The organism is Chelatococcus sp. HY11 (assembly GCF_018398335.1).
GTDB lineage: Bacteria > Pseudomonadota > Alphaproteobacteria > Rhizobiales > Beijerinckiaceae > Chelatococcus.
The window spans coordinates 4051714-4073846 of record NZ_JAHBRX010000001.1; the positions used below are offsets into that span (position 1 = coordinate 4051714).

The 22133-nt window shown below is 61.8% G+C and carries 17 protein-coding genes; 10 read left to right on the forward strand and 7 right to left on the reverse strand.

Annotated features, from left to right (window positions below; all coding sequences use genetic code 11):
- Positions 1-80 precede the first annotated feature (80 nt).
- The 6 genes from KIO74_RS18445 to KIO74_RS18470 form a co-directional block, all read right to left on the reverse strand.
- A complete protein-coding gene (locus KIO74_RS18445; protein ID WP_213333222.1) occupies positions 81-1286 on the reverse strand; it encodes a glycosyltransferase in 1206 nt (401 codons plus the stop codon).
- Positions 1283-1993 (reverse strand): class I SAM-dependent methyltransferase, encoded by a 711-nt coding sequence (locus KIO74_RS18450; protein ID WP_213333223.1) that lies wholly within the window; start codon positions 1991-1993, stop codon positions 1283-1285. The genes KIO74_RS18445 and KIO74_RS18450 overlap by 4 nt, the downstream gene beginning before the upstream one ends.
- A 36-nt stretch (positions 1994-2029) precedes the next feature.
- Positions 2030-4486: a glycosyltransferase family 2 protein gene (locus KIO74_RS32510; RefSeq protein WP_213333224.1), complete on the reverse strand. Its 2457-nt coding sequence runs from the start codon at positions 4484-4486 to the stop codon at positions 2030-2032.
- A 202-nt stretch (positions 4487-4688) separates the two neighbouring features.
- The gene (locus KIO74_RS18460) at positions 4689-7304 is read right to left on the reverse strand and encodes a glycosyltransferase (RefSeq protein WP_213333225.1); all 2616 of its coding nucleotides are present in this window, start codon (positions 7302-7304) and stop codon (positions 4689-4691) included.
- 245 nt (positions 7305-7549) lie between these two features.
- Positions 7550-8539 carry a DUF4214 domain-containing protein gene (locus KIO74_RS18465; RefSeq protein WP_213333226.1) on the reverse strand — a complete coding sequence of 330 codons (990 nt, stop codon included), beginning with the start codon at positions 8537-8539 and terminating at the stop codon, positions 7550-7552.
- Between the two features lie 20 nt (positions 8540-8559).
- A complete protein-coding gene (locus KIO74_RS18470; protein WP_213333227.1) occupies positions 8560-9573 on the reverse strand; it encodes a hypothetical protein in 1014 nt (337 codons plus the stop codon).
- Between the two features lie 129 nt (positions 9574-9702).
- Here KIO74_RS18470 and KIO74_RS18475 point away from each other — a divergent pair, with 129 nt between their 5' ends.
- The 10 genes from KIO74_RS18475 to istB all read left to right on the forward strand — a co-directional run bounded on the left by KIO74_RS18475 (position 9703) and on the right by istB (position 20860).
- On the forward strand, positions 9703-10419 hold the full coding sequence (locus tag KIO74_RS18475) for a SapC family protein (protein ID WP_213333228.1): 717 nt from the start codon (positions 9703-9705) through the stop codon (positions 10417-10419).
- 60 nt (positions 10420-10479) lie between these two features.
- Positions 10480-11307, forward strand: coding sequence for a SapC family protein (locus KIO74_RS18480; RefSeq protein WP_213333229.1), 828 nt, complete (start codon positions 10480-10482; stop codon positions 11305-11307).
- A 96-nt stretch (positions 11308-11403) separates the two neighbouring features.
- Positions 11404-13164, forward strand: coding sequence for a type I secretion system permease/ATPase (locus tag KIO74_RS18485; protein ID WP_213333230.1), 1761 nt, complete (start codon positions 11404-11406; stop codon positions 13162-13164).
- A 142-nt stretch (positions 13165-13306) separates the two neighbouring features.
- Complete coding sequence (locus tag KIO74_RS18490; RefSeq protein ID WP_213333231.1) at positions 13307-14689, forward strand: HlyD family type I secretion periplasmic adaptor subunit; 1383 nt, start codon at positions 13307-13309, stop codon at positions 14687-14689.
- A gap of 107 nt (positions 14690-14796) precedes the next feature.
- Positions 14797-15390 carry a dTDP-4-dehydrorhamnose 3,5-epimerase gene (gene rfbC / locus KIO74_RS18495; RefSeq protein ID WP_502762093.1) on the forward strand — a complete coding sequence of 198 codons (594 nt, stop codon included), beginning with the start codon at positions 14797-14799 and terminating at the stop codon, positions 15388-15390.
- 9 nt (positions 15391-15399) lie between these two features.
- On the forward strand, positions 15400-16518 hold the full coding sequence (rfbB, locus tag KIO74_RS18500) for a dTDP-glucose 4,6-dehydratase (protein ID WP_213333233.1): 1119 nt from the start codon (positions 15400-15402) through the stop codon (positions 16516-16518).
- A complete protein-coding gene (gene rfbD / locus KIO74_RS18505; RefSeq protein WP_213333234.1) occupies positions 16518-17420 on the forward strand; it encodes a dTDP-4-dehydrorhamnose reductase in 903 nt (300 codons plus the stop codon). The genes rfbB and rfbD overlap by 1 nt, the downstream gene beginning before the upstream one ends.
- Positions 17417-18289, forward strand: coding sequence for a glucose-1-phosphate thymidylyltransferase RfbA (gene rfbA / locus KIO74_RS18510; RefSeq protein ID WP_213333235.1), 873 nt, complete (start codon positions 17417-17419; stop codon positions 18287-18289). The genes rfbD and rfbA overlap by 4 nt, the downstream gene beginning before the upstream one ends.
- Positions 18290-18608: 319 nt before the next feature.
- A complete protein-coding gene (gene istA, locus KIO74_RS18515; protein WP_213327476.1) occupies positions 18609-20105 on the forward strand; it encodes an IS21 family transposase in 1497 nt (498 codons plus the stop codon).
- A complete protein-coding gene (gene istB, locus KIO74_RS18520; protein WP_213327477.1) occupies positions 20102-20860 on the forward strand; it encodes an IS21-like element helper ATPase IstB in 759 nt (252 codons plus the stop codon). The genes istA and istB overlap by 4 nt, the downstream gene beginning before the upstream one ends.
- Before the next feature lie 149 nt (positions 20861-21009).
- On the opposite strand, the gene galE is transcribed toward istB, so the two are convergent.
- A complete protein-coding gene (galE, locus tag KIO74_RS18525; RefSeq protein ID WP_213333236.1) occupies positions 21010-21999 on the reverse strand; it encodes a UDP-glucose 4-epimerase GalE in 990 nt (329 codons plus the stop codon).
- Between the last annotated feature and the right edge of the window lie 134 nt (positions 22000-22133).

Sequence of the window (22133 nt, forward strand, 5' to 3'; positions counted from 1 at the left end):
TCCAGCAGTTATGCGAATCGCTCGGAAGAGTATGGCATCGTAGCAACTGGTTAACGCTGAACCTAGATGCAAATCGTCGCTTAGAGCTGATGGATGAAATGGGAGAGCTTTTGGCTAGCCTCCGCACGATCGAGCCCTCGTTGCCTGACGAGGTCTTGGGCCGCCTGTCCCAGGTGTTCACGCTGCTGCCTGTCCCGGAGGAGATCGACCGTGGCCCTGGCGAGCGCCTCGCTGTCAAAGAAATTCACGAGCCGCGCGGTTTCACCGTCGCTCATGAACTCGGTTACAGGCGGCGTATCAGAGGCAACGATGGCGTGGCCCATCGCCATGGCCTCCAGCGCTGACCACGACAGCACGAAGGGATAGGTGAGGTAGAGATGGACCTCTGCCATCCGCGTCACTGTCACATAGTCACGGAAGGGAAGATTGCCCAGGAAATGGAGGCGCGTGTGGTCGATTTCCCAGCCCTTCTGCTGCAGCATAAGCTCCTTCCAGGTCTGGCCGTTCGCAGGCGTGGCGCCGTAGCCGCCCTTCTCCGATCCAACGACGAGGATATGGGCGTCGGGAGCTAGTGACTGCAGGATGGGCACCGCGCGGATGAACGTGTGGAAGCCGCGATGCGGCTCCAGGTAGCGGGCCACATAGGTGATAACAGGCGCCGAGCGGCGGATGCCGAGCTTCTGGCGCCACTGCGCCTCGGCTGCCTCGTCGGCGCCAAGGCCACGTAGGTCGATCCCCTCATGAAGAACGGCAATCTTGGAGTGCAGCTCCGCCGGATAGGTGGAGCGTTGCCAGAGCGTTGGGGAAATGCAGGCGACTGCGTCGTCAACCGAGGCGAGCTCGAAGGCATTGCGAACGCGCAGGCGATGCAGGATATCGAGGGATTCGATGGGGAATTCCGGATCGAACCCGATATCGGCGCCAGCGCGATGGTAGAAGAACTCGCAGTAGCAGACCAGCCTGGCGCGTGGAAAAATGTCCCTGAGATAGAGCGCCTCGCCCCAGCCGCTGTGAACGACCATGACGTCGGGCTCGAATCCCGTGTGCTGCAAAAGCCGTGCCTGGGCGGCGACAGCCGATGCACGGCGCAGGCGCCCGCTTGCGTCGTCGATCGACAGATCGTTGGATTGCTGCACCATTGGCGCGCCGTAGCGATGATAGCGGATCCGGCTGTGCTGGAAGTCACGCGCGCCGATGCCCGCGACCTCCACATTCTCCGTCAGGAGCCGGTCGACCAATCCGGCGAACTGGCCTGGGAAGTTCTGGTGGACGAACAGGACTTTCAAGAGAGAGAACCTTTTTGACCCTCGGTTCCGGTAGCCTTCTGTGCGGGCGCGCCCGTCGCGGCGGCTGTCCTCTCCGAAGGTTCCTCAAAAACATGGTCAAGGTATGAGGGGGCGTCCTTCTGCATGGCGATCGCCCAAAGATCGAAACTGTTGCCAAAGGCAACCACGACGCGTGGAAAGCCGGCGTCGACAAGCAGGTTGCCAAGCCGATCCCGGCTGAACGCCGTCTTGTGACTCATGAAATGATTGCCGGCCGCCACCGAACGGCGGTGGCCGAACATCATGTCGAGTGCCGTGATCGGCCCGGCGGGCGATTGGTAGGCGACTTCATCGAGCTTCCCGTCGACCACTAGCTGGGCGATCGCCTCGATATCGGGCATCGTCATCAGCGCGAAGCCGGTGGGGCGCAAGACACGGCGAAACTCCCGCAGCGCCACGGGCACATCGTGATCGTAGAGATGTTCGAGGTTATGCGAACTCCAGACCGCATCGGCGCCACCGTCCGCGAAAACCGAAAGATCGCAGATGTCAGCCTCGACATCCGGCGCGACGTTGGGGTCTATATCAACCCGGACCTCGCGCCAGCCGGGGCGGCGGAAATGCGAGTGAAGCTTGCGCGGATTGGACACGCCGCAACCGACGTGCAGCACCGTCTTCGCGCGTGGGGTCGGCTCGCCCGTCAAAAGCATGACTTTGTCGTCACTCATGGATAACCACCACTGCTGGATTGCCGTGATGCACCGTCAACTGAGCCATTTGAACATCGTGTTGGGTTGTGGCGGCTGGTTCAGGCGCATGGCCCTGTCTCGCGGCGGCCAGGCGATGCCCGTATAGGGGTAGGCATCGCGGTTGAGGCAGGGTGAGTAGAGCGGATCAGAAACCAGCGTTTCCCCCCATTTGAGCCGCAGCGCGTTCAACTCGCGCCGTGTGCGGGATTGCCGCTCGGCACTCGCATCCTGTCCGCGGCTTGCGGATTCCTTGTGGCGGAGGACGGCATGCGGCGTCCAGATATTGCGCCGGCCGATTGCACGCAGTTTGAGGCAAAGATCCACGTCGTTGAAATTCACGGGAAACAGCCGCTCGTCGAGCCCGCCGACCGCGAAATAGTCATCCCGCTTGACCAGCAGGCAGGCGGCTGTGACCGCGCTGGTCTCACGCGTTACCTCCAGAAGCCCGTCATAGCCTGGTTCGTCGCCTTGGCGTTCGTTGAAGGCATGCGCGGCACCGAAATGCGAGCCGAGGACCACGCCGCCGTGCTGGACAAGCCCGCTCGGCCAAAGAAGTTTGGCGCCGACGGCACCCGCATCGGCAGCGATGCCGGCTTCGAGGAGGGCGGTCAGCCAGTCGCGATCCTCGACCTCGGTGTCATTGTTGAGCAGCAGGAGATAGCAGCCACGCGCCTCGCGCGCGGCTGCATTGTTGATCCGCGCGTAATTGAAGGGGCCAGGCGCCGGCAGGATCCGGACGCCGCGATAGGTAAGCTCGCGGAAATAGGCGAGGGTGTCCTCTTCGCGCGAATCGTTGTCCGCGATGAGGACCTCGAACGCGGGATGTGCTGTCCTGGCGAAGATGCTTTCCACGCAGGGACGCAGCAGGTCGAGGCGATCACGCGTCGGGATGATGATGCTGACCAGCGCTTCGTGATCGACCTCCGGCCGGATGCGAATGGCCGGGAAGAGCCGGCCTTCGCTCACCACGACATGGGTCTCGCGTTCAGGATCGAGCAGCGGTGGCAAGGCCGCGACCAGCGCGTCGGCCTCCGCTTCGGCGGAGGAAACCGGCACGGTGACGAGCACGTTCGGCACATGGCCGATCGGCCGTCCGGCGGCCAGCGCATTGGCGACGACATGGGCCACAAGGCCATAGTCGCTGACGCTATCATCCTCGGACAACTCCGGCAGCAGGCTCGCATCGAAGGCGACGAGATCGCAGATATAGCCCTGGGCGAGGAAGCGTTCCTTGTCGAAGGCCGGCTTGAAGCGCGGCAGCAGCGTGCCGTCGGCCAGGGCGATCTCACTGTCGCTATAGACAAGGGCCGGCTTGTCCGGCCCAGCCATCGCGGCGGCGAGCGAGGTGAGCGCGGCCGGATGCACGCGGCTGCCGGCCTTCAGCACAAGGATGACATCACTGTCTTCCGCGACGAGATGGGCGCGTGCCTCGCGCCAGAGATCCAGGCCGCCGGGGGAGAGGCTTTCCAGCGCGACGGCCGTCCACAACGGCGCATCGTCGCCATCAAGGCTTTGCAGAGTTTCCTCGGCTTGATCGGAAGGGCCGAACACCACGGCGGCGATGCGCGGCGTCTCAGCCAATTGAGGCGCTTTCGGCGCGTAGGCCATGCGCCAGTCGGCATAGCTCGTCAGTGGCAACGCACTCGGCATCAGCCGTTCGAGATAGGCGAGGCGGGCCAACTCATCCTTGGACGCGGGCGCGATATCGGCCAGGCCGAATTGCTCGATCCCGCTGCCAAGGGTCAGTAGCGCGATGGGGCTGCCCGCGAGTTCGGTTCCGCGCTCGGTGAGGACGCGGATTTCGTGCACGCGCCCGTCGGCCAGTTCCATCGGCAGGGTTATGTCGAAGCCGTGGCGGCCTGGAGCGAGCGGTTCGTCCGGCCCAGGCTCGTACCACATGTCAGCTGGGACCTCCGCCAGCAGACGCGAGCCTTCAAACAGCGAGACGGTCAGCGTTTTTTCGATATGGACCCGATCACGCGCCCAGCCAACAACGCGGATGCCACCGACCCAACGGACCGAGCCCGCGATGTCTTCCGGCTTCGCAGGCCGCGCGGAACCCGTGCTACTGAGATGCACCGTACCGAGGTGATGATCTGTATTGGCCACATAGGCCGAAACCTGACGCGTGTGTGCGAGCGAGGAGAGCTTCAGGCTTGTCGCGAAGCCATGGCAGCCGTCAGTGCCCTCCGCTTCGCGCAGCTCGGGCACGAACAGATCCGCCCGCACGAGTGAAGTCACCACGCCATCAAGCCACAATTCCACGGCGAGTTTGCGCTCCGGATGCCGGGGATCGAAAGCCCACCCCCCGAACAAACCGTCTCCGAGCTGCCAGAAGTCGCCCTGGAACGTTAGGTTCTTGGTCTGTGGGACGGCCGCCGGCAATGGCTCGACATGCGCGGGTGCCGGCCCATGGGTCACCCGCTTGACACGGCGCTGGGGCCGTTGACTCGCAGCTTCAGGCTCACTCACCGGTTCACGCGTCTCGTCGCGACTGGATTGTTCCATGCGCTGTTAAATATACCTCTTAACGCCGGCTATTCGTCCCGGAACAACTTCCGGAAAGGGATAGCAGGTTTCCGTCCGGAGTTGAGTGAAAATAGAATGCGCTTGCGGCTTGTGAAATCGACCGGGTGAAATGCCAGGCCATTGCGGCGTATTGAAGAAGGTGAACTCATAACCGCGCCAGCCAGCCTTCAATCGTCGCGGCGACAGCGCTGTCGCCGGCTTCCGGGATCAGTGCCAGATCGCGTGGGCCTGCGGTGAGTTCGGCACAGAGGCCTTGGGCGAATGTCGCGATCGGCGCGCGAATTCCGGCCAGGATAGGACAGCGTATCTCCGCGAAGAGAAGCCTTCTGCACGGCACGACGACGCCGGGGGACCGGTAGGTGGAGACGACGGTAGGCCATTCCTGCGGGTCGACCTTGCCGAGTACGAAGACATTGCCGAGGCGCATCAAAGCTTCGTCGTCCAGGGTCTCTCCGACAACCAGCAATGGCGTCTGGCAATCAGCCTGGTTTAATCTCAACGCCAATGCGCGGATGAGGGCAAAGGTGGCTGGGCCGTCGTCCAGGGGTAAGATCGCCAGCGGATCATCGCTATGGGCCGCTCTGGCGCGCGGGGCATCGGCCTGTGCAGTTTCGCGCGACAACGCCAGCAAGGGGGGCTGAACAGCGCGGCAGCCGTGGGCGGCGAGTGGCTTTGCGAGCGCCGCACAGCCTGGCACGACATGCGTGGCGCGTGCCAGAAGGTCGGACCAACTCGCGAGGGCGGCCTCCAGGTCGCCCGACTCGCGTGGCGCCTCCACGAGACATGCATCAACGGTCACATTCAGGTTTGCGGCGATGTCCAGCAACACTTGCGAAGGCGGCTCGCCGGCGAGGAAGATGATGCGCTCGACGGCCGCCGCCCGAAGGAGTGCCTCCAGGCGGGCGCTGTCATCAGCCGGAAGCGGCAGTTCCATTGGGAGACCACCGACCAGACCCATCACTTTCACGGCGAGAGTCCTGACGGCACCATGTATCTCGGGGGCGATATGGATCCAGGGTTCCTCCAATCCCTGCACGTCCCGGAGCAATGCCTCGCCCGCCATTGCGTCCGTGCATGTCGACACGACCGCCGTGCGGGCGTGCACGACGGCGGGCCACAGGCCCTCGGTGATGCGATGGCGGGCCGGTGCCAGCGGATCCGTCTCCATGAACCAGGAGGTGTGACGCCTGAGGTCAGGAAAACGGCGCAGGGTTTCCGCCTGATTGCGCAGCACGAGGCCGCGCTTGGCATCGAGATAGGATGCCGATCCAAGATGTCCCACCACGATGTCGGTGGCGCAAACGTTGCGAAAGCCCTTTTCCTCCGCACGCAGGCAGAAATCCACGTCCTCGAAATAGCCGTGGGTGAGGAAATCACTGCCGAAGAATCCAAGCACATCGAGGCAGGTTCGCCTGATATAGAAGCAGAAGCCGATTCCGCTCGGCAGATCGATGATTTCACCCGCGTTCACACGTGCCGCCGTGGCATCGATCAATGCAAGATGGCCCGGCTCCGGCATCGGTGCCTCGCCAAAGGGCACGGGATAGCTCGTCAGATCGCCATTGTTGGACAAAGGCGTGACCGTGCCGATGTTATCGGCGGCATACGCCGCAGCGTGCAGCCGCTCCAGCCATCCCGCCGGAACGACGGTGTCCGCGTTGAGGAGGATGATGTCGCTGGTCGCTGTCTCGGCGAGGCCTGTTTCGACGGCGTGGATGAACCCTCTGTTGCGGGCATGTACGAAAAGCTTGATCTTGCCCGCCGTGGCCTGGTCACGGAGATAGGCCGACAGTTCAGGCTCCGGGCTCGCATCATCGACGACAATGAGATCGTAACGCTTGCCGTGTCCTGGCTCCCGTAACACGGCTTCGATGCAATCCCGCGTCGCCGGCAGATTGCGGTAGGCCGGGATGAGGACCGTGACAGGAGCCTCGCGTTTGCCGCGGCGCGCTGAGGAACCCTTCATCTTCGTCATTGCCGCTGGTGTCGGTTCGGCCGGGCTGTCCCGCCTGCTTTCCGCAACCGGTCGCAGAATTGGCGGCATCACGGCTTCGCCTGAAGGCCAGAAGAACTGGCAGCGGTCGACGTCGTCCGGCCAGGGCAGGCTTACGCGTATGCTGTAGTCGAAGGCGGCGGCATAGCGTGCAGGGGCACGGCCGGTGACATTGATGACGTGATCCCGCGCGTTTTGTGGACCATCAGCCGAACTGTCGTCACTGGCGCGACGCTTGCCGGATGCCCGGCTTGCGTCCCCATCACTCTCGTAGCGAACGGCGAGCGAGATTGCCTGCATCCCTTGCCACAGGCAGTGGAGGACGATCGCGTCGTCGTCGAGCCAATGCCGGCCCGCGCGAGGCATGCCCTGGAGGGCGAAAGCGCGCGCTATGACATCCGCATGGACGTCAGCGCGATCTTCCCGGAAGAGGCCGTTGGTAAGCGGGGCGAGATCCGCGTCGCTTCCCTTGTCTATCTGTACCCGCAACCAGTGGGCGCGCAGTGCGAGATCATCCGGGGTGAGCTTGATGGCACTGGCCAGATCCCGCTCAGCCGCATCGATGGCACCGAGCGCCTCATTGATGGCTGCGCGGAGTCTGTAATGTTCGGCGTCTGGGATGAAGGCACGGCAACAGCGATCGATCAGGGCGAGCGCCCGGATATGGTCACCGTGTTGATAGGCATCGAGCGCGTGGAGCGCGAAATCGCTGCGGCTGCTCGAACCGAGAATCAGAGAGTTGCGTGATGACAGCAGGGGTGATCGCACGTGTGCGGAAACTCAATGAGCGGCAGATGGGATGACGAGCGTGTAGGCATCCCAATCTGATCTAAAAAGATCTTACCGCAAATCTCCAAACTGCAGGCATTACCCGCGATGTAATTCCTGCGCAGCCCGCTGACGAAGGGGCGAAGGCGCCGCAAAAACGCAAATGACGTGATTGACCATCAAAAAGGGTATGAGCCGTCAGAGACGGCTCATACGTAGTCAATGCAGGTAACGAGCCACTGGCATCAGGCCAGGTGATCGTCGTCGTCGAGGACGTGGATGGTACGCTCGGTGGACTGCTCACCTTCAGCCGACTGAGCAAAGGCGACAGCGATGTCAGCGCGATCGGCAGTGCCTTCGTCAAGCAGGTTGGTCCAGTATGCCGCGCCGGCAGCGTCGGGCTCGCGACCGAAGAGCTGCTCGTAGAGGTTATCCACGAACTCGGCATTCGTGTCCGAACCGTGAGCGCTGGAGAACTCTTCGCTATCGAGGAACGCCTGAGCGATGTCGTGGAGCGAAGCGTCGCCGGACTCGTAGACGTCGAACCAGAACTTGACGCCTTCGAAGTCGCCGTAACGGTCGAGCAGCGTCTCGTACATGCGGGCAACGACGCCGAGATCAGCCGTTTCCGCGGCAATGATCGCGCCATCGTCGAACTGCACGTATTCGACATTCGAAATGACCGATGTCTCACCGGCGAGATTGGTGATCGAGAGCTGGTTGCCTTCCCAAGAAATGCCAGCTGTGTCGAACGACGTCTCGATAACGCCGAGATCGAAGCCGGCGCCGCCATCGACCGTGTCCGAACCATCGCCGAAGTAGATGGTGTCGTCACCAGCCGCTGCCACGATAGAATCGTTGCCAGCGCCGCCATGGATCGTGTGGTCGCTTTCCGACGAAGGATCGACGATGAGTGTGTCGTCGCCCGCGCCAAGCTGAACGACCGTCGGAACGGTGCCTTCCAGCGTGACCTGCACGTTCTGTTCGGTTTCGAAAATGACGACCGGTACGCCATCGGGAATTGCAACTTGAGTTGCATCACCCTTGACGAACAACACGTCGACTCCATCAGGGATGTTGTCGCCAGGCTGCCAGTTGTCGACGAAATTCACCAATTCCCCAGGGGGGATATCGTTCAATACATTAAGGATTGCATCCTTTACGCCCTGCGGCAGATCTGATCCGCCAATGGCGGATTCAGCGTCGCTTACGGACGTATCGTAAGGGGTTGCCATCTAGACCTCCAGTCCCAGATTCATTCAGCTGCGTGTCGGTTGGCGAAACTGCGAGCGCCGCGAAAAACGCGAACCCTTTCGGAGCGCAGTCCCACACCATTCCTCGCCCCAGCATCCTTCATCTCGGGCACCGAATCGGCCAGCTGATGATCGACACTTCCCCCAACGGACGTCTCACTTAGTTGAGTTGCAGAAGCCTTAACGCCCTCAACGGCAGCCTTTTGGACATGCACGGTGAGGCCGACGAGCGATGCGCCGGGATCCCGGGGAGCTGCGACCAGCTCCAAGGCCGAAGATCGAACAGCGGACCCATCGGAAAAAATCGCTTCTGCCTGCAGCTTGTAGGAAGCCGCATTCTCTCCAATCAAACGAAGAGATACTCCATCGATCGACAACGCACGGGCGCGCGTGCCGACAAAACCACCTGTCAATGCTTCGGGCATACGACCTTGCCCAGTCACCGAACAGTCATACTCGATATCGACACCCATAGGCCGACGCGGCCAATGAACGGCGAAGCCCTCGATGTGCTGTCGGGACGAACGGCCCCCAAGCCATTCACCCGCAGGCAAAGAGACGTCCCCCCGGCGCTGTATATGCCCCGAGAGGTAAATCGGCATTTCCTCGCTGCTATCCTGAGACTTCTTCTTTTGACCGGTTGACGCGCGAACAAGCTCGCCATCCCGGCCGGAAACTTTGTCAAGCTGATCAATCTTCAGCTTCACACCGTCGGAGAGTGCAAACTCACCGACGAAAATTGTCACCACGATCATGGCATCGCCCGAAGACGATACCACGACGGCATCGCCAGGACGGCGCATGACGCCATCTTCCGCTCCCGGCGCGAACAACAATTGCACGTCGCCCGTCACATCCGGGCCCACATGGACACTGATGCGAGGCGGGTTCCGCTCGTCGTCGGCACCGAGATAGCGAAGAGCGAACAGCCCCCGGGGTACCGGCATGGCACGGGCAAAGACCCTGTTCAGATCCTCGTTGCCCTTCACGCCAACCATATAGCCCTCAGGCGCCATCCGACCGCTCCAGCGCAATAGCACAGAAAAATGACGTTAATTTTCAAGATATTTTTCTATTCCCGTGGCATGCATAAGTCAATAGAACTTTTGCAGAGATCGCGATCTTGGTCGCGTCTATCGAGGAAAATGGCAGGGATCGACATGTATAAAAATTTGGCGCCCTTCTCATATGGGCGCAAGAGATTGGAGTTATTTAGTACTGTACAGTATAAACATCTTAATAAAACTATCACATTTCCCGTATCACTTGTTGAGCTAAATAATGTAGCTCATTCTTATCCTGTCGTGTGGCAGCGAAATAAGGATGGTGTCGAGCTGGTCGCGCTCGTCGGGTTGGAGCCGGATCATAATTACGCATTATCTGGGCATCCTAACTTTGTGCGGTGCAACCTGCTTATTTTGGAGGCATATCCGTTCGCGCTGGGGAAGACCGACAAGGAGGGGCATTGGCAGATCCTCGTCGATGAGGTTATCGGGCAGGGTGAGGACGATCCTGCGGCGTTGAGGAATGCGGAGGGGGAACTCAGCGAGGAGGCAGACCACCGGCTGTCAGCATTGCGTGTCTTCGCGGAGAGCTATGGACGCACACAGACCCTTTCCCAGCAGCTCGACCAGGCTGGATTGCTGAAGCCCTGGGACGTCTCACTCAAGATCGGCGACCGTTTCGTTGGCCTCCGGGGGCTCGAAGTGCTTGATAGAGATGTGGATATCCGGCGCCTTAAACTTGCCGGAGTAATCGAGCAAGTGGGATGGGATGCTATCCATCTCGCCACCATGCATGAGCTGTCCCTGTTCCGAATGCAGAATCTCCTGGAAGCGCGAACCGCGGCGCAGGCTGCCTGAGTTGGTCGATATGTGCGGCATTTCGGACACACTTCGTGTGTTTTCGTTGAGTAAAGCCTGATGCAGTTTCTGTTTGAGCCCCTCAATATTAGCCGGCATCGGGACCAACGCTGGTCGCGGCCAGTCCAATTCGACTTTACAAGCGATATCAAGCTCGCGCCGCTCACGTTCCGCGAGGTCCACAGGGCCGCTCATCATTTTCCGCTATGTGTGCGCCGTACGAGCGCCGGCTTGAGTCTGGTCGCCGTTTTGGCGGACAATGCGGGTCGTAATCAACATATCGACGACGAAGGGCGCTGGACGTCGCCCTATATACCTTTTGTGTTTCGTACTCACCCCTTCCGCCTGATCGCCTCTGGGGCAGGCTCTTCGTTGGTGCTGGCGGTCGCGCGTGACGGGGCAACCGTGAACCCAAATGGTGAGTTCGCGTTCTTTGAGCAGGACAAGTCGGTGTCGGAGGCGACCCGTGCCGTCCACAAGGCTTTGTCCGAGGCAGAGGCGAGTACAAGGCAGCTTGCCGCCGCGCTCGTGCAGCTCGAAGCGCTCGATGTGCTATCGGAGGTGCCGGCGGATAAGATGGGGCAGTGGCTCCGACGGCAGCGTTGCTTTGGTGTTCAGGCCGCTAAGCTCAGGGTGTTGCAGGCTGCACCGCCAGATGCGCTGGCCGGCCTCTTCTCGGCATCGCCCGCGGCCATGGAACTTGCAGAGATCATCGTATTTTCACACCGCACCGTCACCAAAATGCGTCGCGTGCAGTCGAGTAAAACAGCAGAGGCGGCGCCGGCGCTGATCGAGGAGGAGGTCGAGGCGGCTCCCGCTTTGTCATTCCGTCGCAAAGAAGTTGACTTTCTCGACTATGGGGACAACCTCACCTTTGATATAGAATAGCAATCTGGCATTCAGATTATCGAAGATTACGACACGGCGTTTCCGTGAAGTATCGGAAAATGTTTCATTTTCCGCGGCCCGAGAGAGATTTGCACATTGCTTCTTTCGTCCTGGCTACCTCATCACCTGTTGGGTACGACGGCTTCCACGCCTACCCCGCTGGAAGGGGCCATCCGCAAGGCCCGTCCGGCGATAGGTTATGTGGCGTTGTTCACCAGCGTCACGAGCATCCTGGGCTTCGTCACGCCCATCTATATGATGAACGTGTACGACCGCGTATTGTCGAGCCGTAGCGTCGATACTCTACTTGCGCTCAGTCTTATCGCAGCTTTTCTTCTCATGATCGCTGCGGTGATTCGCTTCATTCGGACGGCGATGCTGAAGCGGCTTGGCGCCTGGTGCGATGAGGAAGTGGCGCCGCAGCTGTTTTCCGCCGTCCAGACGGCGGCTCTGACCTCTCCCAACCGCGGCGAGGTCCAGGCCCTGCGGGACCTCGACACGTTTCGTGATTTCTGGGTCAACCATGGCCTGGTGACCGTGTTCTCAGCGATGTACACGCCGATCTTCTTGATCGCGTTGTTCATTCTGAGCCCTTACCTCGGGATTCTCGCTCTGGTCGCCGTGGCCATCATCGCGGTCCTCGCCGTGATGATCGAAAAGGCGATGTGGCCAAGCCTGAAGAAGGCGTCCGAGGCCAATATGCGAGCCTCCGCCAGTGCCCGCATGGCGATGAGGAATGTCGAATCCGTCCACGCCATGGGCATGCGCAATGCCATGGCGGACGCCTGGCACGAGGACCACCGGGCGGCGCTGGCTTGGAATGCCCATGCCGCCGAGCGCGCGGCGCCCTATACGACCGCTTCTAATTTCATCAGCGCCGGGATGATGATCGCCGTGCTCGGCACGGCCGCCTTCCTTGCTCTCGAAGGACAGATTTCGCCTGGCGCCATTTTCGCGGCGAACCTTATTTTCCGTCAGGCGACCGGCCCTCTTCGGTCGCTCATCTCGCAGTGGAAGGGCTTTCTCGGTTCACGTCTCGCTTACGGACGTCTGCAAACGCTGTTCCGTGAGGCGGGAGTTCACGGAGATCGCGTTTCTCTGCCCCGCCCGGAAGGCGCGCTGTCGGTGGAGAACGTCACGCTGTCGATCTTCGACAGCAAGCAGATCGTTTTGCGCAATGTCGACTTCGCCGTCGAACCAGGCGATGTGTTGGGCATCATTGGTCCGAGCGGCGCCGGCAAATCCACGCTGTCCCGGGCTCTGGTCGGCCTTATCAGGCCGACGCTCGGCACCATTCGCATCGATGGCGCAGATCTAGAACATTGGGCGCCGGACGAGCTCGGCCAATATGTCGGCTATCTGCCTCAGAATGTTGAGCTGCTGGCTGGAACGGTCGCTGAGAATATCAGGCGCTTCCGTCCCCGTGATGACGTGGGGGTTATCGAGGCCGCCAAGCTGGTCGGTGTCCACGATCTCATCCAATCGCTTCCCGCAGGCTACAATACCAAGCTCGGAGAAGATGGCGTGGGGCTCTCCGGTGGGCAGCGACAGCGTATTGCGCTTGCTCGCGCGGCCTATGGCCGCCCATCCTATGTCGTTCTTGACGAACCGAACTCCAATCTTGACGCGGCGGGGGAGGCGGCCTTGACGCGCGCGATCCTGGCGTTGAAGGAAGCCGGCACCACCGTCGTTCTCGTAACGCATAAGGCGCAAATTCTGAGTTGCGTCGACAAGATCGCCGTTCTGGGTAACGGCACCTTGATGCACTTCGGCCAGCGCGATGATGTATTGAAGAGATTGTCCACGCCCAAGATCGTCCCCATTAAGGGGCAGCAGGAATTGCTGGCCAAACGCTAGCATGGGGTGGATCTTCGGGCCCGGTGTGGCGTGACGTTTCGAGCGCGTTGCAGAGCGGCCTCGGGTTGTGATTTTTGCTTATTCTCGCTGGCATCGCGAGGATGCTCGGGTCGTTCGCGGCCAGGTTGGTGAAAGGCGCGGTATGTCTGACGACGACATGGATCAAAGCTTCGACACCACGGTGCTGGACAGGCCCAACAAGGCTCTGCCGCAGAATGACCGTGGATTGCCGCCGCTGAACATGGACTGGCGTCGTTCGGCGCGGCTTGGCCTGGCCGTTATCTGTATTGGTTTTGGTGGAAGCGCGGCCTGGGGGTTTGTCGCGGGGCTCGACAGCGCGGCGATAGCCGATGGCGTGGTGAGCGCCGAATCGAACAGGAAGACGGTGCAGCACTACGAGGGCGGCATCATCCGCGACATCCGGGTTCGCGACGGCGACCATGTCGAGGAAGGCCAAGTCCTGTTCGTGCTGGACGACACGCAGGCACGCGCCAATCTCGACGCGGTGCGGAACCAGCGGGCCGCGGCGCTTGCCGAGGAGGCACGCCTCGTCGCGGAGCGTGACGGCAAGGACAGTATTTCCTTCCCGCAGGAGTCCCTGGAACGCCAGAACGATACCGCCGTCCGCCGCACGATCGAGGATCAGCAGCGCGCATTCCAGGACAGGCGCGCCTTCATCAAGAACCAGGTCGATTCGCTGCAGTCGAAAGTCGGACAGGCTGAGGAGAAGCTAACCGGCTCGGAGGAAGCCAATAAGTCGGCCATCAAGCAGCTCGAGTGGATCGACAAGGAGCTTCCCGCGCTTCGTACCCTTTATGACAAGGGCCTCGTCCAGTGGCCGCGCATCACCGCGCTGGAGCGCCAGCGGGCACAAATGGAGGGCACGATCGGCCAGACCGCGGCCGCGATGGCGGAGAGCCGTCAGGCGATCGACCAGGCGAAATTCGACATGGCCCAGGTCGGCAAGGGCATGCAGCAGGAGGTCGCCCAGCGAATCATCGATGTGCGCAAGCAGCTCTCCGACCTTGGGGAGAAATTGAAAGTCGCTGAGGATGTGATGAATCGGTTGACGGTGCTCGCACCGCAGACCGGTGTGGTGCAGGGACTGAAATTCTTCACTCGCGGCGCGGTGATCCGCCCAGGTGACGCGCTCCTCGATATCGCGCCGCTCAACGAGGCGCTCGTCATCCTGGCCCAGATCCAGCCGACGGATATGGATGTGGTACAAACGGGGCTTGAGGCGGAGGTGCGCTTTCCTTCGTTCCACCTCGGCCAGGTGCCGTTCATCATGGGGACGGTGAAAACCTTGTCCTATGATCGGCTCATCGACCAGAAGAACCAGAATTCCTATTTCGCTGCCGAAATCGTCGTGGATCCGAAGACGATCCCCGACCAGATCAAGGACAAGCTGAGGCCGGGCATGCCGGCGCAGGTGATGATCGCGACGGGCGAACGCACGCCATTCGAATATCTCACTGCGCCACTGTTCAATCGCCTCCGGAAGACGATGGTCGACGGCCACTGAGTGCGAGCGTTCGGGATTTGATGGTTGGCCGGACGGTGGGGCCGATGCGTCGTGCGTCAGAAGCTGCTACGAAAGCGGCATCTATCGCTGATCGCAGAGAGGCATCTGTGGCACGTATCGAGGGTGGAGCCATCCGCAATCACGGCAACGTCGAGGCCGTGCCGCTTGCGCTGGACGGGGTAATGCTCGTCAGAGCGCGGCGCTTTGGTGACGCGCGCGGATTCTTCACGGAGGCCTACAACCGGGCCGATTTTCTTGCTGTAGGCATCGACAGCGTGTTTGTGCAGGACAATCAGTCATTTTCGGCGCCACGGGGCACCATCCGTGGCCTTCACTTCCAGACGCCACCTCACGCCCAGGCAAAACTTGTGCGCGTGCTGCGAGGCGCTATCCTGGATGTCGTTGTGGACATCCGGCGGAACTCGCCCACCTTCGGGCGCCATCTCGCCGTAGAGCTCGATCATGCGGAAGGCCAGCAGCTCTTTGTCCCAGAGGGCTTCGCGCATGGCTTCTGCACTCTGACGCCGGATACGGAAGTGTTCTACAAGGTCACCGATATCTACGCCCCTCAATGTGACCGCGGTATTGCGTGGAACGATCCGGCGCTCGGTATTGAGTGGCCCGTTGATGCAGCCGACGCGAGCCTTTCCGACAAGGATCGGCATCAGCCGTTCCTGTCCGAGGCTGAACTCGTCTTCTGAGGGGCCCGCATGCGTATCATCGTGACAGGCGGCGCCGGCTTCATCGGATCAGCATTGGTGCGCCATCTCGTTCTGGAGCGTGGCGCCAATGTTCTCGTCATCGATAAGCTGACTTATGCCGGCAACCGTGCTTCGTTGAGGCTGTGCGAGGGCAGGACGGGCTTTGCCTTCCTGCAGGCGGACATCGCGGACGGTTCCCGCATGCGCGCGGCCTTCAGCGAATTTGCGCCGGATGCGGTCATGCATCTCGCCGCTGAGAGCCATGTCGATCGTTCGATTGCGGGAGCGGCGCCGTTCATCGAGACCAATATCGTCGGCACCTTCACATTGCTCGAGGCCGCGCGTGCCTATCGCGACACGCTGGCGGGCAAGGCGAAGGATGCCTTCCGGTTCCTGCATGTCTCGACCGATGAGGTTTTCGGTTCGCTGGGTGAGAGCGGCGCTTTCTCCGAGAAGACGCCCTATGATCCGCGCTCGCCTTATTCCGCGAGCAAGGCGGCATCGGATCATCTGGCGCGCGCCTGGTGGGAGACCTATGGCCTGCCGACGATCGTCACCAACTGTTCCAACAACTACGGGCCTTACCATTTTCCCGAAAAGCTCATTCCGCTGATCATTCTCAACGCTCTGGAGGGCAGGCTGCTGCCCGTTTATGGCGATGGGGGGCATGTTCGCGACTGGCTCTTTGTGGAAGACCATGTGCGCGCGCTCGTCGCCGCGCTGGAGCGGGGCCGGCCGGGGGAGACCTATGCGATCGGAGGCCGCAGTGAGCGCCGCAACCTCGCGGTCGTGGAGGCCGTCTGCGATATTCTTGACGGGCTGGTTCCGGACGGAGTTGGCACACGGCGCAGGCTGATCACCTTAGTGGCGGACCGCCCGGGCCATGACCGCCGCTATGCCATCGATGCCTCGAAAATTGAGCGGGAGCTTGGCTGGCGTCCGAGCGAGAGCTTCGAGGGGGGGATAGCGCAGACGGTGCGGTGGTATCTCGATAATGAGTGGTGGTGGCGTCCCCTGCGACAGGGTGTCTATGACGGGGAGAGGCTTGGCCTCCTGTCCGGGCATGCCGCGTCTAGGTCTGCATCCTCCAGGTCCGCATCCTCCCGGCCCACGGAAGGAGAGGGGTGATGCGGGTTCTCGTGGCGGGGGCGGGCGGACAGCTCGGCAGCGCGCTCGTCGCGGGATTGCGCGCGGCGGGTGCTGATGTCATTGCGATGGTCCGCGCAGATCTCGACCTCTCCTCACCATCGAGCTGGGGTGATCGCGTCGCGGCTGCACGGCCCGACCTCGTCGTCAACGCGGCCGCATACACGGCCGTCGACCGGGCCGAGGATGACAGGGACGCTGCCTGGGCAGTGAATGCGGCGGGGGCGGCGGCGCTGGCGCGCGAGGCTGCGGCCTGCGATGCCGCGCTCGTGCACGTCTCGACCGATTATGTTTTCGACGGACGCAAGGGGGCCCCCTATACGGAGGAGGACGCGCCCAGTCCCACGGGTGTGTATGGAGCTTCCAAGCTTGCGGGTGAGGCGGCGGTGATGGCGTGCCATCCGCGGGCCCTGGCCCTTCGCACGGCGTGGGTCGTGTCCGCCAGCGGGCATAATTTCCTTAAGACCATGCTGCGCCTGGGAGCAGAGCGCGAGAGCATCAGCGTCGTCGACGACCAGTGGGGCGCGCCGACATTCGCGGATGATCTGGCGGACGCCATCGTTCGCATGGCGCCGCGTCTTGTTTCGTCCGAAGCTGGGGACCCCGCCTTCGGCGTGTTTCATCTCACGGGCGCTCCCCATACGACGTGGCATGGCTTTGCCGAGGCCATCTTTACCAAGACCGCCAAGCGCGGCCGGAAAACGCCCACGCTCCGGCCAATCGGGACGGCCGATTATCCCACACGCGCGGTTCGGCCAGCCGATTCGCGCCTTGATTGCGCGCGGATCTTGGCTGTTCATGGCATCGCAGCGGCGGATTGGCGCCTGTCCCTTGGGCGCTGCCTCGATGGGTTGCTGCTGGTTGAAGGAGACGACGGGCGATGAAGGGAATTGTTCTGGCGGGGGGGAGCGGCACGCGGCTCTATCCGGCGACGCTCGCTGTCTCGAAGCAGCTCATGCCAGTCTACGACAAGCCGATGGTGTACTATCCCCTGTCGGTCCTCATGCTCGCAGGCATCCGCGATATCCTCCTGATTTCGACGCCGCAGGACCTGCCACTCTTTCGGCGCTTGCTTGGGGACGGCTCCCAATGGGGAATATCGCTCAGCTTTGTCGAGCAGGATGAACCACGCGGCATCGCCCATGCCTTGATCCTTGCCGAGACCTTCATCGGCGGTGGAGATGTGGCGCTGATCCTCGGCGACAACATCTTCTATGGCCATGACCTGCCACAACAGATGGCCGATGCGCGCAAGAAGAGCACTGGTGCCTCGGTCTTTGCCTATCATGTCGCCGATCCCGAGCGTTATGGCGTCGTGGAATTCGACGCAGAGGGGCGTGCCCTGTCGATCGAAGAAAAGCCCATCAAGCCGAAGTCGGAATGGGCCGTCACGGGCTTGTATTTCTATGATGGACGGGCTTCGTCCATTGCACGTGAATTGAGGCCGTCAAAGCGTGGCGAACTCGAAATCACAGATCTGAACCAGTTTTACCTGCGCGAGGGGATGCTCCACGTGCAGCGTCTCGGCCGTGGCTACGCCTGGCTCGATACAGGCACGCACGACAGCATGCTGGAGGCCGGCGAGTTCGTGCGGGCAATCGAAAAGCGCACCGGACAGAAGATCGCGGCGCCTGAAGAAATCGCCTATGAACAGGGCTTTATCGATGCCGCGCAACTACGCAAGCTCGCGGGGCCTTTGCGCAAGAGCGGTTATGGCGCCTATCTCGATGGTCTCACGGGCTCTGAACCATAAAAAAAGTCGGGCCAGCCTGAAGACTGCGCCCGACAATTTCAAACTCAAGCCAGATCGTTGGAGTGAGCGGCCTCAGGCCGCCTCTTCCTCCTCATCGCCCCATTCGCTCCACGCAGCGCTTGGCGCACCAAGGACGGTCACGCCCTTCTTCGGAAACATCCCGGAAAAGGCGAACTGACAGCGAACGTCGAGCATCGGTATAAGCGGCGGTGCAAAAATCGGCCACGGTAGCGGCGGGATAGTCCCGCTTCGGGCGGCGTAAAAGCCGGCCACCTATTGTCCTTCTGCAACGAGCGCAGGAGGGTTAGGGATCTACACCGTGGAATTGTATCTGAAGGTCCGTCTGGCCTGCTCGGAAGGGATGAGCCGGCGTCAGGCGGCGAAGCATTTCAACATATCGCGCGACAGCGTAGCCAAGATGCTGTCGTATTCGACCCCTCCGGGCTACCGTCGGCGGTCACCGGTCCGGCGGCCGAAGCTCGACGCGTTCGTTTCGACCATCGATCGCTGGCTGGACGAGGACAGACAAGTGCCGCGCAAGCAACGCCATACGGCCAAGCGGGTGTTTGACCGGCTACGAGACGAATGCGGGTTCACCGGCGGCTACACGATCATCAAGGACTACATGCGTGAACGGGAACAGCGTCGCCAGGAGGTGTTCGTGCCGCTGGCGCATCCGCCAGGCCACGCGCAGGCCGACTTCGGCGAGGCGATGGTGGTGATCGGCGGCATAGAACGGAAGGCGCGCTTCTTCGTGCTCGACCTGCCACATAGCGACGCCTGCTATGTTCGTGCCTATCCGGCGGCGGTGTCGGAGGCCTGGGTCGATGGCCACATCCATGCGTTCGCCTTCTTCGGCGCGGTGCCGCAGTCGATCGTCTACGACAACGACCGCTGCCTGGTGGCGAAGATCCTGCCCGACGGCACGCGCAAGCGCGCGGTGCTGTTCAGCGGCTTCCTGTCTCATTACCTGATCCGGGACCGTTACGGCCGTCCCGGCAAGGGCAATGACAAGGGAAGCGTCGAGGGCCTCGTCGGCTATGCGCGGCGCAACTTCATGGTGCCGATCCCGCAGTTTGCGACATGGGATGAGTTCAACGTCTGGCTGGAAGAGCAATGCCGCAAGCGTCAGCATGACAGACTGCGCGGCGAGAACGAGACGATCGGGGAACGGCTGCAGCGCGATCTTGCTGCCATGCATTCATTGCCGGCTTCGCCCTTCGATGCCTGCGACCAGGCCAGCGCCAAAGTGACGGCGCAGTCGCTGGTGCGCTACAAGACCAACGACTATTCGGTGCCGGTCGCCTTCGGCCATCAGGACGTCTGGGTCCGGGGCTATGTCGACGAGGTGGTGATCGGCTGCCGCGGCGATATCATCGCTCGCCATTCCCGCAGCTGGGAGCGGGAAGACGTCGTCTTCGATCCGCTGCACTACCTGCCGCTGATCGAGCAGAAGATCAATTCACTGGATCAGGCAGCGCCCTTGCAGGGTTGGGACCTTCCCGGGGAGTTCGCCACGCTGCGCCGCCTGATGGAGGCGAGGATGAACAAGCACGGCCGGCGCGAGTATGTGCAGGTGCTGCGCCTGCTGGAAAGCTTCGAACTCGCCGATCTGCATGCGGCGGTGAAGCAGGCCCTGCATCTCGGTGCGGTCGGCTTCGACGCCGTCAAGCATCTTCTCCTGTGCCGGGTGGAGCGCCGGCCACCGAGACTGGATCTGTCCATCTACCCCTACCTGCCGAAGGCGAACGTCGAGACGACCTCGGCGAAGGCCTACATGCGTCTTCTGTCGACGAATGCGGGAGAAGCGGCATGAGCGCCGAAGCCCCCGAAATCCTGCTCTCCCATTACCTCAAGACCCTCAAGCTGCCGACCTTCCTGCGCGAGTATCAGAAGCTGGCCCGGCACTGCGCCACCGAGGGCGTGGATCATACCGGATATCTTGCTCGGCTCGCCGAAAGGGAGATGATCGAGCGGGATCGCCGCAAGGTCGAACGCCGCATCAAGGCGGCCAGATTCCCTGTCGTCAAAAGCCTCGACAGTTTCGACTTCGCCGCTATCCCGAAGCTCAACAGGATGCAGGTGCTGGAACTGGCACGCTGCGAATGGATCGAGCGGCGCGAGAACGTCATCGCGCTCGGTCCCAGCGGCACGGGCAAGACCCATGTCGCCCTCGGCCTCGGCCTGGCCGCCTGTCAGAAGGGCCTGTCCGTCGGCTTCACGACAGCAGCCGCGCTGGTCAGCGAGATGATGGAGGCACGCGACGAGCGGCGATTGTTACGCTTCCAGAAGCAGATGGCCGGCTACAAGCTCCTCGTCATCGACGAACTGGGCTTCGTGCCGCTCTCCAAGACCGGCGCGGAATTGCTGTTCGAGCTGATCTCGCAACGCTACGAGCGCGGCGCAACCCTGATCACCAGCAATCTTCCCTTTGACGAATGGACCGAAACGCTGGGATCAGAACGTCTGACGGGCGCGCTGCTCGATCGCGTCACCCACCACGTCAATATCCTCGAGATGAACGGCGAAAGCTATCGCCTCGCCCAAAGCCGTGCCCGAAAGGCCGGCTGAAACCCCTCTCAAAAATGGCCGACGCTGCAAGCGGGAAACTCTGGTCGGGCTACGCCCTCCCGACGTTCCCCGCTTGCACCGCTAAGTGGCCTACTTTTACGCCGCCCTGTGGCCTGATTTTGCTCCGCCGTTGACACAGCAGCCACCGGTCAGGTCGTCGCGCGGTCCGCCAGGCCTCTTTCCCAGGCAAGTGCCTGCGAGACAATCATGTCTAGGTTCTGGAATTGTGGGTTCCAATCAAGGGTCGACTTGATTTTCGCGACTTCCGCGACGATCGCGGCCGGATCGCCGGCCCGTCGCGGGCTGAGCACCACGGGGATATCCACCCCGCTGACGCGTTTGACCGCTTCAACGACCTCAAGCACAGAATATCCGCGCCCGTATCCGCAGTTCAACGTGAGATTATCTCCGCCCGCACGCAGATGATCCAATGCCGCGACATGTGCCTGCGCGAGATCGCTGACCTGGACATAGTCGCGCAGGCACGAGCCGTCCGGCGTGTCATAGTCCGTGCCGAAAACCTCAAGCCGCGGGCGCAGGCCAAGCGCGGCTTGGCAGGCGACCTTGATCAGATGGGTCGCGGCGGGTGTCGATTGGCCTGTCCGGCCGCCCGGATCGGCGCCGGCCACATTGAAATAGCGCAGGACGACATACTTAAGCCCATGGGCGAAGGCCGTATCCTGCAACATCCACTCGCTCATCAGCTTCGAACGCCCGTAGGGCGAGACCGGCTGCAGCGGCACATCCTCGGGGACAGGCATGACAGGCGGGTTGCCGTAGACAGCCGCGGTGGACGAAAAAATGAAGCTTTCCACGCCGTTGCGTACGGCCGAGGCGAGAAGGCTGCGGGTCTTGGCGGTGTTGCCGAGATAATAGCCCAGGGGATCGGCCACCGATTCGGGTACAACAATCCTGGCCGCGAAATGGGCGATGGCCGTGACGCCGTGGTCCTTGATCGTCTTGTCGAGGAGTGCGTCGTCCGCAACGTCGCCAACCACGAGGGGCACATCTTCGGGGAGCGCCCAGCGGAAGCCCGTCGACAAGTTGTCCAGGACAACGACGTCGTCGCCCTGGTCCCGAAGAGCCAAAACCATGTGGCTTCCGATATAGCCTGCCCCGCCAGTGACGAGAACGCTCATGCCGATCTTCCTCTTGAACAGCCTGGGGGCCATTCTCTAGCAATAAATGGTCCGGGAGAGAATGCGGGACGGCCAGCCCTCCCTCCCCAAGTTGCGTATCATAGCTAACACGTCTGTCATGCTCTTGTGCAATT

What these genes read in the sequence shown, in the direction of transcription:
- KIO74_RS18475 (WP_213333228.1), top strand. Translation starts at nt 9,703, where the DNA reads ATGGCAGGGATCGACATGTATAAAAATTTGGCGCCCTTCTCATATGGG.
- KIO74_RS18450 (WP_213333223.1), bottom strand. Translation starts at nt 1,993, where the DNA reads ATGAGTGACGACAAAGTCATGCTTTTGACGGGCGAGCCGACCCCACGC.
- KIO74_RS18490 (WP_213333231.1), top strand. Translation starts at nt 13,307, where the DNA reads ATGTCTGACGACGACATGGATCAAAGCTTCGACACCACGGTGCTGGAC.
- galE (WP_213333236.1), bottom strand. Translation starts at nt 21,999, where the DNA reads ATGAGCGTTCTCGTCACTGGCGGGGCAGGCTATATCGGAAGCCACATG.
- KIO74_RS18465 (WP_213333226.1), bottom strand. Translation starts at nt 8,539, where the DNA reads ATGGCAACCCCTTACGATACGTCCGTAAGCGACGCTGAATCCGCCATT.
- rfbD (WP_213333234.1), top strand. Translation starts at nt 16,518, where the DNA reads ATGCGGGTTCTCGTGGCGGGGGCGGGCGGACAGCTCGGCAGCGCGCTC.
- rfbA (WP_213333235.1), top strand. Translation starts at nt 17,417, where the DNA reads ATGAAGGGAATTGTTCTGGCGGGGGGGAGCGGCACGCGGCTCTATCCG.
- KIO74_RS18470 (WP_213333227.1), bottom strand. Translation starts at nt 9,573, where the DNA reads ATGGCGCCTGAGGGCTATATGGTTGGCGTGAAGGGCAACGAGGATCTG.
- istB (WP_213327477.1), top strand. Translation starts at nt 20,102, where the DNA reads ATGAGCGCCGAAGCCCCCGAAATCCTGCTCTCCCATTACCTCAAGACC.
- rfbB (WP_213333233.1), top strand. Translation starts at nt 15,400, where the DNA reads ATGCGTATCATCGTGACAGGCGGCGCCGGCTTCATCGGATCAGCATTG.
- KIO74_RS18480 (WP_213333229.1), top strand. Translation starts at nt 10,480, where the DNA reads ATGCAGTTTCTGTTTGAGCCCCTCAATATTAGCCGGCATCGGGACCAA.